This window comes from Paraburkholderia sp. BL27I4N3, from assembly GCF_003386115.1.
In the GTDB taxonomy this organism is placed as follows: domain Bacteria; phylum Pseudomonadota; class Gammaproteobacteria; order Burkholderiales; family Burkholderiaceae; genus Paraburkholderia.
The window spans coordinates 6,539,475-6,552,827 of sequence record NZ_QREJ01000001.1 but is presented as its reverse complement, the minus strand read 5'-3'; the positions used below and the strand labels follow the sequence as shown (position 1 = coordinate 6,552,827).

Sequence of the window (13,353 nt, the reverse complement as noted above, 5' to 3'; positions counted from 1 at the left end):
TTGGTTGTGTGGCTATCGCATCTGAGGGCGAGGAAGACGTGACCCCTGTCAGCCTGCCGCGCATTGTCACTCCACTCAAAGAAACACGTAGATGTGCCTCGTCACCGCGGGCTCCATGGCGCTCGAATCCGACCACCAACCCCCTTTTTCTTCGCGCCCTTTTCCGCCTCAAACCTATCCAGATCCCCCAGCAAATGCTGGATCTGCGAAGCTTGCATTTCAGTCAACCGGAATTCGCTCTGTATCCGTTGAAGCCGCCTCCGCCAATAAGCCGGCTGCAACACGGGCTCGCCGCGAAACGCGCTCAGCGACGGCACCATCACACGCGCCACGTGCGCGATGTCTTCATCCATTGTCATGCCATAACCCCGATGACCTCACTGTTCATTTAGTAGTGGCCCTATTCATATGTTGCGGGTGGACTGAATCTATCAGGCAGTGCGTGTCCGATTGCGGCGGCCATCATCCTACAAAGCCGGAATCCCCCGGTCAAGGTTTCCAATTCCCGATGACGTAAGAACGGCCCGACCCAAACGGGCCGTCACGTGGTCTGTTCAATCCGACATGGGCTTGCTGCGCTGCATGATCTGCTGTTTCGTCATCGGTTCCCCGGCAATCGTGTAGTCGCGATTGACGCCGATGGTGATCCGGCTGCAACGATGACCAATGCTGAGAAAGACACGCTAGCCGGGTTGAAAGCCGGCGAATTCGAGCATGGTGTCGGTGATGTGCATCCATGGAAAGGCGACTCGCTTACGGTTTTCTTGCAATGTGTCCGATGACGCTGCTTGCTCAATTGGCGTTAGCCATGAGCAACTCCTGATTGAGCTGGTTGTGGGTATTGGAGCGCAGGCTTTTCTCAGACTTCGCTGCTCAATCAAACACTCGCGATAACCGGGCAAAGACGCCATTCCTTGCAATCCACTCCGCGTATTCCCGGTACTCCGGATCATTCATCAAATGCTTTTCTTCCGTCTTGGCCCGCAAGAAATAAAGCATGTTCACCACCAATAGCGCCGCGCAATGCGTCACCGCTGCTCGCCATCCCAGCGGCTCGATAAACGGCACTGTGACCATCCAGTAAGACAGATTCTTCGCGATATAAGCGGGATGCCTGGTGAACCGATAAGGTCCCGAAGTAATGATCCCGCGATTGGTCAGATTCGAAAACCGCAAACCGAACGAGATGGTCGCCAGCGCATAGCACAGCAGCAATGCAACGATGACCGTACCCCACACGACTCGCACAACCGGCATCGAAATAAGCCAGTTGTCCCAGAACACCGAACCTTCGTAGCGAATGTACTGGTTCGAGATGAGCGACCAGAACGGCTGATAGCAGACCAGCGCGACGAGCCAACCCAACGTCGTCGGCTCTGCGCTGCGCACGTGACTGTCGAGTATGCGCAATGTGCACAGGTAACCCACAGTGCCGAACATCAGGTCCATCGCGAACGACAGGTCATACATAAACCGGAATGTCGCGAGCGAAAACGGCGCATTCAGCGCGGCCGTCAGCGACGCGTTGAGGTGATCCGCATTGGTGGACAGGTAGACGATCATCAGCGGAAGGAAAAATGCCTTCACCATCCACCCCGCCAGCATTTCGCGCACTGGGCGCCAGTTCGCCGGACGCTCGCCGCGAATTAGGAAGCGCGCCCATAGCAGGTACGCGTCGTCGGTTTCGCGTTGATACCGGTCCATCCACGCGAAGTAGAAAGGCGCCGCGATAAGGACATACGGCGCGAGCGTACCGAGCAGCGACCAGTACGGGTTATAGAAGGCGCCGTGATACTCGGGCAGCAGCCAGTAGAGTGCGCCGATGCCCGCGTACACCGAGGCGAGCGCCGCGAGGCGCAATTCCACGCGCACGATGCTCAGCGGCCGCAACGCATGTCTCGCGAGGCCGGCGCTCGGGCGCAAATAGACGCGCGCGACGAATAGCTCGTAAGCGGCAATGGTCGCGATGATTGCCAGACAGGCAACGGTGCTTCGCGTCGCGCCATCGAGCGAACTGCTGTCGCGCAGCAACCAGAGCGTGAGCAGTCCGACGGCGATCCCGAGCAGGCCGATCGAAAAAGGTGTCGCCGAGCGCGGCCGCGGGTCGTGCACGCGCGCGACGGTATGGAAAGTGGAGTTCATGTCATCCCTCGTCGTCATGACATTGAAGGCGGCCGGGTTATTGATTTTTTGGTGCCCGGCCGCGTGCCTGCGTAACGCTTATTTGCCGGCCGCTGCGACGCCGCCGAGCAGTCCGCCGACCAGGTTCGTCACCGGCGCGAGCGGATTCTTGCTACCGGAGCTGTTGCTGCCCGAGGCGCCGGCCGAGCCGCCAGTCAAACCGCTGATAAGGCCCGTCACCGGATTGCCGGCCGTGCCGCCCGACGAACCCCCGGCGCCGACACCGCCTGTGACGCCGGCCGTCAACGACCCGACCACGTTGACGACAGGCGCCAGCGGACTGCTCGTGCCCGACGTCCCGCCAGGCGAACCGAGCTTGCCGAGAAGGCCGGTAAGCGGCGCCAGCAGGCCGGCCGCGCCGCCGGCGCCACCCGTGCCACCCGCTGCGCCGCCCAGCGATCCGAGGTTGCCGATCAGTCCGGTCAACGGCGGGATGGAGGTGCCGCCCGAGCCACCTGCGCCGCCCAGGCCGCCAATTCCGCCGAGCGGCCCGAGCAGGCCCGTGATCGGCGCGAGCGGATTGGTGGTCGTGCCGGTGAACAGTCCGCCCGTGCTCATCACGGTTTTGCCCAACTGGCTCACGACGCCGCCGACGTCCTTGCCGACCTGATCGCCGGTGGCGCCCGACACTTTGATGCCGGCCACGTTAAGTCCGTTGCCGAGCGTGCCGAGCAGATTGTTGAGCGGCGCGCCGAGACCTGTCGTGTTGCCGAGCGTCTGCGTCGTGTTGGAGACGGTGGTGGTAATCGGGTTGATCGCCGAACTGAACTGCGTTTCGATCTGCTGGACTGGCGCACTGGTGAGCGCGGTATTCAATCCCGAGCCCACTGTGTTGACGCCGCTGCCCACGCCGCCGACGACGCTGCCCAGCGTCGACGTCACCGGGGAAAGCGGTTTCAACGGGCCGCTGCCGAGACTGTTCACCACGCCGCCGAGCGCGGTCACGGCGGCACCGGTATCGGCGACGACACCGGAAGTCGAAGTCAGCGTCGGGCCGAGCGGATTGGCGGTGCTGCCGACCGTGCCGAGGCCCGCGGCGGTGCCGTTGCCCAGCACCTTCACGCCGTTGCCGACATCGGTGATCGCGTTGCCGAGGTTCGAGGTCGTTGCGCCGTTGACGCCGGGCACCGAGGTGCCGGTGATCTTGGTGCCGGTATCGGCGGCTGTCGTGCCGACGGCGGTGATTAGATTGCTGGCCTGAGTGATGATGTTGCCGACCGGGGTGGAAGAAGTGCCCGAAGTGCCCGAAGTGCCCGAAGTGCCCGAAGTGCCCGAAGTGCCCGAAGTGCCCGAAGTGCCCGAAGTGCCCGAAGTGCCCGAAGTGCCCGAAGTGCCCGAAGTGCCCGAAGTGCCCGAAGTCCCCGAAGTGCCGGAAGTACCCGAAGTACCCGAAGTACCCGAAGTACCCGAAGTACCCGAAGTACCCGAAGTGCCCGAAGTGCCGGAAGTACCCGAAGTGCCCGAAGTGCCCGAAGTGCCCGAAGTGCCCGAAGTGCCCGAAGTACCCGAAGTGCCCGAAGTGCCCGAAGTGCCCGAAGTGCCCGAAGTGCCCGAAGTACCCGAAGTACCCGAAGTGCCCGAAGTGCCCGAAGTGCCCGAAGTCCCCGAAGTCCCCGCCCCCGACGTGCCGCCCAAACCGCCCCCGCCAAGCCCGGGACTTGGCGTGTTAAGCGTCGATCCGCATCCATACAGCGCGAGTAATGTAGACGTCGCCACTGCGATGGCTGTCCGACCAGCAAATTTCTTCATGATGTCCCCGTTGAACGACTATTGACGGGGACACTGCTGCAAGTTACACGCCAAATGCTGATTATTGCTCGATCATCCGATCAAAGCGAAGGTATATCGAAAAAATCAAACAAAATAAGAATTTATCCCGGCAGAATCGCGATTTTGCGTCTCAACGCAAATCCGTGTTCCGCGAGCGTGCTACGTAACGCGAGCGGCCGCCGTAACGATACGAAGCACGCCGTAATCCATCAAAGCAGCACCTTCGCATCGGAACGGCCGGCTCACGCCGCAAACCCGCATCAAAACGCGGCCGTATAAATCGTTAGCGCATCGGCCTCCGTCACTGGCCGCGGATTATTCACCAGCAACCGCGTCTGCAACATCGCATCGCTCGCCATTCGCTCCAGCCCGCCTTGCTCGATGCCGACGTCGCGCAGACGCGCGGGAATCGCCGTCGCCGCAATCATCTGTTCGAGCCGTTCAATCAGGGCCTGCGTTTTGCTCTCGTCACTGCCGGTGACACCGGGCACGACTACCTCTGCGAGTTCCGCGTACAACCGCGCCGCCGCTTCCGCATTGAACCGCAACACATGCGGCAGCACGAGCGCGTTCGAAAGACCATGCGGCACGTGATAAATGCCGCCGATCGGATACGCGAGCGCATGGACCGCGGCGACCGGCGAATTCGCAAACGCCTGGCCCGCGAAGGTGGCGCCGAGCAGCATCGCCTCACGCGCGTCGCGGTTGCCGCCGTTCTCGCAAGCTGGCAGCAGGTTGCGCGACAACAGGTCGAGCGCCTTCACCGCAAGCAGGTCGGAGACCGTATTCTTCAGATGCGCGGACGTGTACGCCTCGATGGCATGCACCATCGCATCGACGCCGGTCGCCGCGGTCGCGGCAACGGGCAGGCCAAGCGTGAGTTCGGCGTCGAGAATCGCCAGATCCGCGATCAGTTGCGGCGCGACCACGCCCATCTTCTTCGCTTCGCCCACCGTCACGATCGACACGGCCGTGACTTCGGAACCGGTGCCCGCGGTGGTCGGTATCTGCACGAGCGGCAGACGCGCGACCGTGATCTTGTTGACGCCGTACATCTCGCTGAGCGCCTGCTGTTGCTGCGGTGCGAGCACGGCGATCAGCTTCGCCACATCCATCGACGAACCACCGCCGAGCCCCAGCACGATTTCCGCACCGGCGGTCCGGGCCCGCGATGTCGCTTCGAGCACGATGTGTTCGGGCGGATCGGCGATCACGTCGTCGATCACGGTGGCGTCCCAGCCGTGCGCCGCGAGATCGGCGAGCGCCGGATTCAACAACCCGCTCCTGTGCAGAAAACCATCGGTGACGACGCACACCCGCGACAGCGCCGGAAATTGCGCGCGCAACAAAGCGCCGAGGCGGCGCGCGGCACCGAACTCCACAACTAACGTCGGTACTGTTTGAAACCGGAACGGGTTCATCATGGCGCGTCTCCGGACACTATATGGCTCTCGACTTCGCGCCGGTCGAGTAGCGGAATGATGGTGCCGAAGCCGAGCCGCTGGAAATGCTCGGTTTCGCGATGATCGGCGAGCCCGTCGGCGTCGCTGTACTTCTCGAGAATGACGAAGTGGTCCGGCTCCAGCGGCGAGCGGAAGAATTCGTAGTAAAGGTTCTTCGGCTCTTTCCGGGTTGCGGCGGCGAGTTCCGTAAGCGGCTTCACGATCGCGTCGCCGTTGCCAGGCTTGGCGAAAAAATGCGCGATCACCTGCAGGTAAGCATGGGCCATCAGTCACTCCAACGGGCTGAGTACATGAACGTTTTCAACGTTCAGGATCCGGATTTCACTACTCGCTGTCGCGGGGTCGAGACCGCGACAGCGCCGTCCTTCATGGGCGCAGACATCAGTTGTACCAGATTCGGAGCGGCTTGCTCCAGTGTGTCGACGCTGCGGGCAAATGTGGGGCGTTCCGTCGCGAAGACTTCGATGCATGCCGGGCGTCCCACGCGTGGGAGGGCAAGAGAGCCCCACGCGATGGCTGGGGACCAGCGCACGTGTTTCCGCTATTGCGCGGCTATCTCGATCCACGCGCTTCGTCGCCAATGATACGGATGCCTACATAATTTCACGCCTGCTAGCCGAGCCAGAAAAGGGCCGATGACCGTTATGCATCTGGAATGCATCAGACAAAGCTATTGAAAATTGTAAGGTTATTCTAAATCTTGATTGAGAATGATTCGCGTTTACGTTAGATTGGCGCTCCATCCTTGAGACAGCGGAGCGAATCTATGGCTGAGGTGCTCGTTCGGCGAGAGCCTTCAACAGCGATGCCGATATCGGTTCTCAACGCCGCAGGCGCCTGTCCACCGGTTTCGCGGCGCCCGCGCAATCACGCGCGCGCGGTCGATTGGAAGAAGGGCACGCTGCTCGACGTGCTGATCGACAACCGGCCGATGCTCGTCAATCTGGCGCGCGGCTTCGTGGGTTGCGCGAGTCTCGCGGAAGATGTGGTGCACGACGTCTTCATCAAGCTGGTCGACCTTCACGATCAGGACGCCGTGCGTCAGCCGGTCGCCTACGTCACGCGCATGGTGCGCAATGCGTCGATCGACGCCTTCCGCCGCCAGAGCCTCGAAAACACCTATCACGCCGACGAAGACGACGGCCTGCACGTGCCATCGCCGGAACCTTCGCCGGAGGCGGCGCTGCTCGTGCGCGACACGCTGCGGCACGTCTACAACGCGCTGGAGCAACTGCCGCCGCGCAGCCGCGCCGCCTTCGAAATGGTGCGCCTGCGCGAGGAAACGCTGCAAAACACCGCGCGCGCTCTCGACGTCTCGCAGACGCTGGTGCATTTCATGGTGCGCGACGCCGAGAAGCATTGCGTCGATTGCCTCGACGCCTGCAATCGCGGCGTGGCGGGCCCCGCGTTCTGCAGCGGCCGCGCGCGCCGCCGGTAAAAAAGCGCGCGCATCAAACGTCAACTGATTAGAACCAGTGCGTGAGCGAATGCCCGCGCCGCGGTGCCGGGACATGCCAGTGGGCGGTCCGGGCGCTTCCTGACCTTTCATCGACTGAGCCTTTCATCATGACGCAAGCACAGCAGACTTCCAGCGCGGCAGCCGGCGAGGCGGACGACCTCGTCTACACCGTCGTCATCAACGACGAAGAGCAGTACTCGATCTGGCCGACCTTCCGTGACGTGCCGGCCGGCTGGCGCGAAGTGGGCGTGCGCGGCCAGAAGGCCGAATGCCTCGCGCACATCGAGGCCGTGTGGACCGACATGCGTCCAGCCAGCTTGCGCAGACACATGGACGCGACGGCCTGAAGAACGCGACCGCCTAAAGCACGCGCAGTGCCATTGAGCGGATCGGCTGTGTGCCAACCGCGCCGCTTCAGCAAAAGGATTCAGAGTATGACCATGCTTTCCATGCCGCTGCCCACGCTCGCCGATTTATCGATCGAGCCGGGCTTGCCGACTGTCGTCTCGCCGCGCGCGGGCGCCGAGATGTCTTTGGAGGAAGCGGCGCCGCTTCTACGTTCGATCGTCGACGACACGCTCGAGCGCGCGGGCGGCGTGCTGTTCACGGGTTTTCGCGTGGCCTCGATCGACGCGTTTCAAAGTTTCGCGGGCTCGTTCGGGCATCCGCTGATCGGTTATGAGTTCGCTTCGACGCCGCGCAGCCAGGTGGAAGGCGCGGTCTATACCTCGACGGAATATCCGCCGCATCGCTCGATTCCTTTGCATAACGAGCAGTCGTACACGCGCGAATGGCCGCTGCGTATCTGGTTCCACTGCGCGCTTGCCGCGCACAGCGGTGGCGCAACGCCGATCGCCGATAGCCGGGCGATCTATCGCGCAATCGATCCGGCGCTCGTCGAGCGCTTTGCGAAGCGTGAACTGCTTTACGTGCGCAACTTCGGGCAAGGGCTCGATTTGCCGTGGGAGCAGGCGTTCGGTTCGGACGACCCGCGAACCGTCGAGCGGATTTGCCGCGCGCGCGGCATCGAATGCGAATGGCGCGACAGCGAAGACGGCGAACTGCTGCTGCGAACGCGCGAGCGTTGCCAGTCAGTAGCGCGCCATCCGCACACCGGCGAGCGTGTCTGGTTCAATCAGGCGAATCTGTTCCATCTTTCGTCGCTTGACGAAGACATGCAGGAGGCGCTGATCGATTCCGTCGGCCTCGAAAACATACCGCGCAACGTCTATTACGGCGACGGCGAACCGCTCGAAGCCGACGCGCTCGCGGAAATTCGCGGCGTGCTCGATCAGCAACGGATCGTGTTCCCGTGGCTAACCGGCGACGTGCTGATGCTCGACAACATGCTGACGGCGCACGCACGCGATCCGTTCGAAGGCCCACGCAAAGTCGTGGTCGCGATGGCGCGAAGCTACAGCGAAGCCGAAGGCGAAAAGCGGACGGCCGCGCAATGACGAAATCGCAGGGCGCGGCGCTTGCAGCGCATTCGCTGACGGTTGGCTACCGCGATCACGTCGTGCTCCACGGTCTGAATCTGAACATCGCGGCCGGCCGCGTCACGGCGTTGTGCGGACCGAACGGCTGCGGCAAAAGCACGCTGCTGCGCACGCTTGCCGGCTTGCAACCGGCGCTGTCTGGCAGCGTCGAAGTCAACGGTGTGCCGCTCGCTTCGCACCGGCGCCGCGCGTTGGCGCGCACGCTGACCATGCTCGCGCAGTTCAACCAGATACCCTCCGGCCTCACCGTGCGTGAGCTGGTCGCGTATGGCCGTTACGCGCACGGCGGCTGGCTGCGCGGACTCTCGCGCACCGACCACGCGGCGATCGACGAAGCGCTCGTGACCAGCGGTCTCGCCGACGACGCCGCACGCGATGTCGCCGCACTCTCGGGCGGCGAACGGCAACGCGCGTGGATCGCAATGGCGCTCGCGCAACAGGCGCCGATCGTGCTGCTCGACGAACCGACCACGTATCTCGACATCCATCATCAACTGGATATTCTGCGTGAATTGAGGCGCCTGAATCGCGAGCGCGGTTTGACGATCGTGTGGGTGCTGCACGACCTGAATCAGGCGGCGGCCTATAGCGACGAAATCGTGCTGATGCGCGCCGGCCGTATCGTCGCACAAGGCTCGCCTGATGCAATGCTCGACCCGCGTCACTTGAACGAGACCTTCAGCGTGCCGATGCTCAAGATCGCCCACCCGCAAACGGGCGCGCCGATGTGCGTACCGGCGTATGAAGGCGACTTCATGGACAACCACGCCGACGCCGCCTCCGTCCGCGAGGAAACGATGAGCAAGGACGTCGCCGCATGACGACGCTTGCCGCACGCAAACGCCTGCGCCATAGCACGCCAGCGATGGACAGCTATCGCGCGCCTGTCAAAAGCCGCGTCACGACAATCGGCGCAGCACTCGTCGCGTTGATCGTCATCGTGGCGGTGATGCGGCTTGTGCCCGGTTTCCGCACATGGCTTGCCGCGCCCGCGGGCAGCGATGCCGCGCAACTTGCCGGCATTCTGCTGTTCGACCTGAGCGTGCCGCGCATTCTGGCGGCCCTCGTGGCGGGCGGCTGCCTCGCGGTGGCCGGCACCTTGTTTCAATCGCTCACGCGCAATCCCTTGGCTTCGCCGGATCTGCTCGGCATCACCGGCGGCGCGCAACTCGGCTTGCTTGCCGCGATGCTGGTGCCGTCGCTCGCGGGCGTGGCGTCCGTGCCGCTGCTGTTCGTGTGTGGTCTCGGCGCGGCCGCGTGCGTGGCCGCGGCGGCCGGCGGCTGGCGCGCCACGCCGTTGCGGCTCGTGCTCGCCGGCAGCGTCTGCATGCTGCTGTTCTCCGCACTGACTACGCTGATTCTCGCGTTCTTCGAGCAGAGCATCGTCGGCGTGTCGTTGTGGGCGAGCGGCAGTCTTTATCAACCCGGCGCGGCGGGGCTCAAGATCGCCGCGTCCTGGCTCGTGCTGCCGCTGATCGCGTTGCCCTTCGTGATTCGTCCACTCGATCCGCTCGCCCTGGGTGACGACGCCGCAGCGGCAGCCGGCGTTCGCGTGGATGCCACCCGGCTCGCGGCGATGGTGGTCGCGGTGGGCTTCGCGAGCGTCGCGGTCAGCGTTGCCGGACCGCTGTCGTATGTCGGCCTGATCGCGCCGAACCTGCTGCGTCAAATGCGTGGCGCGAAAGCGTCGCGGCTGGCCGCGCTCGTGCCCTTGTCGGCGCTGGTCGGCGGCGCGCTGGTGCTCGTCACCGATAGCGCCGTGCAGGCGCTCGATCTCGACGCGACGCTTTCGACTGGTGTGGCGATTGCCTTCGTCGGCACACCGCTGATGCTCGCGATGATCCGCAGCGGCGCCGCGTGGTCGGGCGCGTTGCACGCCGGTCAGGAGCGCGCGGTCGCGCGAGCGGGCACGCGCTTCGTGCGCGCGATCGATGCGTGGCCGTGGCCGCTGACAGCATGCCTGTTGGTGCTGCTCGGCGTCGTGCTCGTCTGTGCGGGCGCATCGTTCGGCCCCACGACGATCGGTGTGCAGCGCTGGCTCGCAGCGTTCGATCACCGCGACGAACTCGCGCGGATGTTGCTCGACCTGCGCTTGCCGCGCCTCATCTGCGCATTGCTCGCAGGCGCGCTGCTCGCCGCGAGCGGGGTGCTGATGCAAAGCATCGTGCGCAATCCGCTTGCCGGACCGGAGGTTCTCGGCGTGACGCAGGGCGCGGGCCTCGCGACGCTCGCCGCGCTCGTGATGTGGCCGCTTGCCGCCCATTCGACGCTGGCCGCCGCTTCGCTCGCGGGTGGCGGCGTCACGCTGGCCCTGACGCTGCTGCTGAATCGCCGGCATCGCTATGCGCCGCTCGCGGTCGCGCTGACGGGCATCGTCATCGGCACGCTGTGGACGACGCTGTCGCAATGGCTAATCACGCAGCAAAGCGTGCAGCCCGCGCGCTTCGTCGTGTGGCTGGTGGGCGGCACGTACGGGCGCAGTTGGGGCGAAGTGACGACGTTGCTGCCATGGTGCGTGCTGGCCGTGCCGGTGTTCGCGCTGCTCGCGCGGCCGCTCGATCTGCTTGCCTTGGGCGACGACCAGGCCGCCTCGCTGGGCTTGCCGATCGGCGTGTTGCGTCCGCTGGTGCTGACCGTGGCGATGCTTGCCACATGCGCCGCCGTGGCCGCGGTGGGACCGGTGGGCTTTATCGGCTTGATGGCGCCGCATCTGGCGTCCATGCTCGGCGCGCGGGCTCATCGCACGCGCTTGTGGCTCGCGGCGGCGTGCGGGGCGCTGGTGCTGGTCGTGGCCGATATCGCGGCGCGTACGCTGCTGGCGCCGCGCGAAATTCCCGCTGGCGTGCTGACCGCGTTGATCGGCGCGCCTTATCTGCTTGCGCTGCTGATCGTGGAGGCTCGGCGCGAGAAGCGGGGCAAACGGTGATGCGGCAACGCGACGGCGATCAGCGCGCGCAGTGCTTCGCGCAGTTTGCGCCGGAGTCGATCGCGCATTATCTCGAGCATGTGTGGCTCGGCACGCCGAACGCGATCGAGGAAGCCGCACTCGCCGGCGACGCAACCGCGTCGCTGAGCGTGATTCGCGTCAGCGAGTTGGCCGGGTATCGCGCTGAATTGCTCGATGCAATGGTCACGCTCTACGGCGGCGAGCGCGAAACGCATGCACGCGCGTTGTTGTCGCAATGGACCAAGTACTACTTCGGTTTTGCGGCGACGGCCGGATTCGTTGCGGCAGCGTTGCTGCGTCGGCCGCTTGCGATGTCGCCGGATAAAACGCATGTCGTGCTGCGCGACGGTCTTCCCATCGCAGCGTATTTCGCGCCCGACGCATTGCAGCCGGTTGAGTGCGATCCGGCACGCCGTTTTGCGCCGCTGGTTGATCATCTGGATTCGGTGATCGAGACGCTGTGCGCAATGACAAAAATCGCGCCGCGCGTGTTGTGGAGCAACGCCGGCAATCTGCTGGACTACCTGTTCGAACAATGCGCGCCGCAATTCGATCTGACGGGCGACATCGCGTGGCTCTTCGGTCCGATCGCTGCCGATGGCGCGACCAATCCGCTGCGTCTGCCTGTGCGCCTGGCAAAACCGCGCGCCGCGAGTCTACCGAATCCGTTCAGCGCACGGCGCGTGTGCTGCGTACGTTATGAAATTCCTGTAGAGACGCAATTGTGTGGACGCTGCCCCCTGCTATTGACGATGAGCGATGCGGAAATCGCATTGCAGGCCGCTGCGCATTGACAGTGATTAAGTTAAGGACGCCCCCAATGCCACGGTCGCGACGCGAAAAGAAAGCACCGCGTTTCAGGCAGCTTTGCGCGCATGCTGTGGTGGCGGCCACGCTGTTTTCCAACGCGTATGCATTTGCACAAGGTAGTAGCGGCGCAGCGGCCACTGCAGGCACAAGCAGCCCGACTTACCCAAACACAGCACAAGCGCAGCAGCAAACCTGCAAGCCGCTCGCCGACAACCCGATCGTCTCGCAAGCCAGCCCGTCATTGCCTGCAAAGCCGAAGCGCATCGTCGTCCTCGAATTCATGTTCGCCGAAGACCTCGCAGCCGTCGGCATCACGCCGGTCGGCATGGCCGATCCCGAGTATTACCCGGTGTGGATCGGTTACGACAATGCGCGTCTTGCGTCGGTGCCCGATATCGGCACGCGTCAGGAGCCGAGTCTCGAGGCGATTGCGGCGGTCAAGCCCGATCTGATCCTCGGCGTCGGATTGCGTCATGCGCCGATTTTTGTTGCGTTAGAGCGCATTGCGCCGACCGTGCTGTTCAAATACGGTCCGAACTTTACCGAAGACGGCTCCCGCGTCACGCAACTCGATTGGGGCCGCAAGATTCTGCGCACCATCGGCTGTCTGACAGGACGCGAGGAGGCGGCGCGCGCCGTCGAAGCCAGGGTCGACGCAGGATTCGCCCGCGACGCGCAGCGCCTCGCCGAAGCGGGCCGTCGCGGCGAACAGGTAGCGTGGTTGCAGGAACTGGGCTTGCCCGATCGCTACTGGGCGTTCACCGGCAACAGCACGGCAGCGGGTGTCGCGCATGCGCTCGGGCTCGACTTGTGGCCCGCTGAAGCGACGCGCGAAGGCACCGCGTACGTGAGTTCGGAAGATCTACTGAAGAAGCCGAAGCTGACCGTCCTGTTCGTCAGTGCGACTGAAACGGACGTCCCGCTCGCCACCAAACTCGATTCGCCGATCTGGCGTTTCGTGCCGGCTCGCAGCGCGGGACGCGTCGGGCTTGTCGAGCGGAATATCTGGGGTTTTGGTGGACCAATGTCGGCGCTGCGGCTTGCCGACACGATGACAGATACGTTGCTGTCGTTGCCGGCGCCGGGTGTCAGGAAGCAGGAGCGCTAATTCGACGATGGGCCGGTTCGTGCAGAGGCCAGGCGTGGGAATCCAGCCAGCCTCCAACACGGTCCTGCCACTCCGTCCGGTAGTCGGTCCGCAATCCAATCTGCTCGGACACGAAT

The 13,353-nt window shown here is 64.0% G+C and carries 12 protein-coding genes; 7 read left to right on the top strand and 5 right to left on the bottom strand.

Translation table 11 applies throughout. The annotated features are described in order from the left end of the window. Positions 1 to 101 precede the first annotated feature (101 nt). The 5 genes from B0G71_RS29760 to B0G71_RS29740 form a co-directional block, all read right to left on the bottom strand. Positions 102 to 353, bottom strand: coding sequence for a hypothetical protein (locus tag B0G71_RS29760; protein ID WP_258875693.1), 252 nt, complete (start codon positions 351 to 353; stop codon positions 102 to 104). Between the two features lie 520 nt (positions 354 to 873). Further along, positions 874 to 2,142 (bottom strand): isoprenylcysteine carboxylmethyltransferase family protein, encoded by a 1,269-nt coding sequence (locus B0G71_RS29755; protein WP_116146274.1) that lies wholly within the window; start codon positions 2,140 to 2,142, stop codon positions 874 to 876. A 78-nt stretch (positions 2,143 to 2,220) separates the two neighbouring features. Beyond that, a complete protein-coding gene (locus B0G71_RS29750) occupies positions 2,221 to 3,930 on the bottom strand; it encodes a collagen-like triple helix repeat-containing protein (protein WP_116146273.1) in 1,710 nt (569 codons plus the stop codon). A gap of 281 nt (positions 3,931 to 4,211) precedes the next feature. Further along, a complete protein-coding gene (locus tag B0G71_RS29745) occupies positions 4,212 to 5,372 on the bottom strand; it encodes an iron-containing alcohol dehydrogenase (RefSeq protein WP_116148999.1) in 1,161 nt (386 codons plus the stop codon). Next, positions 5,372 to 5,680, bottom strand: a complete 309-nt coding sequence (locus B0G71_RS29740; RefSeq protein ID WP_116146271.1) for a putative quinol monooxygenase — start codon at positions 5,678 to 5,680, stop codon at positions 5,372 to 5,374. The genes B0G71_RS29745 and B0G71_RS29740 overlap by 1 nt, the downstream gene beginning before the upstream one ends. A gap of 500 nt (positions 5,681 to 6,180) precedes the next feature. On the opposite strand from B0G71_RS29740, the gene B0G71_RS29735 reads away from it, so the two are divergent. The 7 genes from B0G71_RS29735 to B0G71_RS29705 all read left to right on the top strand — a co-directional run bounded on the left by B0G71_RS29735 (position 6,181) and on the right by B0G71_RS29705 (position 13,237). Then, positions 6,181 to 6,852, top strand: coding sequence for an RNA polymerase factor sigma-70 (locus B0G71_RS29735; protein ID WP_116146270.1), 672 nt, complete (start codon positions 6,181 to 6,183; stop codon positions 6,850 to 6,852). Positions 6,853 to 6,980: 128 nt separating this feature from the next. After that, a complete protein-coding gene (locus tag B0G71_RS29730) occupies positions 6,981 to 7,220 on the top strand; it encodes an MbtH family NRPS accessory protein (protein WP_106278652.1) in 240 nt (79 codons plus the stop codon). An 87-nt stretch (positions 7,221 to 7,307) separates the two neighbouring features. After that, positions 7,308 to 8,330, top strand: coding sequence for a TauD/TfdA family dioxygenase (locus B0G71_RS29725; protein ID WP_116146268.1), 1,023 nt, complete (start codon positions 7,308 to 7,310; stop codon positions 8,328 to 8,330). Next, positions 8,327 to 9,193 carry an ABC transporter ATP-binding protein gene (locus B0G71_RS29720; protein ID WP_116146267.1) on the top strand — a complete coding sequence of 289 codons (867 nt, stop codon included), beginning with the start codon at positions 8,327 to 8,329 and terminating at the stop codon, positions 9,191 to 9,193. The genes B0G71_RS29725 and B0G71_RS29720 overlap by 4 nt, the downstream gene beginning before the upstream one ends. Further along, positions 9,190 to 11,298: a Fe(3+)-hydroxamate ABC transporter permease FhuB gene (gene fhuB, locus B0G71_RS29715; protein ID WP_116146265.1), complete on the top strand. Its 2,109-nt coding sequence runs from the start codon at positions 9,190 to 9,192 to the stop codon at positions 11,296 to 11,298. Before B0G71_RS29720 ends, fhuB begins: the two co-directional genes overlap by 4 nt. Continuing rightward, positions 11,298 to 12,113, top strand: a complete 816-nt coding sequence (gene fhuF / locus B0G71_RS29710) for a siderophore-iron reductase FhuF (RefSeq protein ID WP_116146263.1) — start codon at positions 11,298 to 11,300, stop codon at positions 12,111 to 12,113. The genes fhuB and fhuF overlap by 1 nt, the downstream gene beginning before the upstream one ends. Before the next feature lie 26 nt (positions 12,114 to 12,139). After that, positions 12,140 to 13,237, top strand: coding sequence for an ABC transporter substrate-binding protein (locus B0G71_RS29705; RefSeq protein WP_116146262.1), 1,098 nt, complete (start codon positions 12,140 to 12,142; stop codon positions 13,235 to 13,237). Positions 13,238 to 13,353 lie beyond the last annotated feature (116 nt).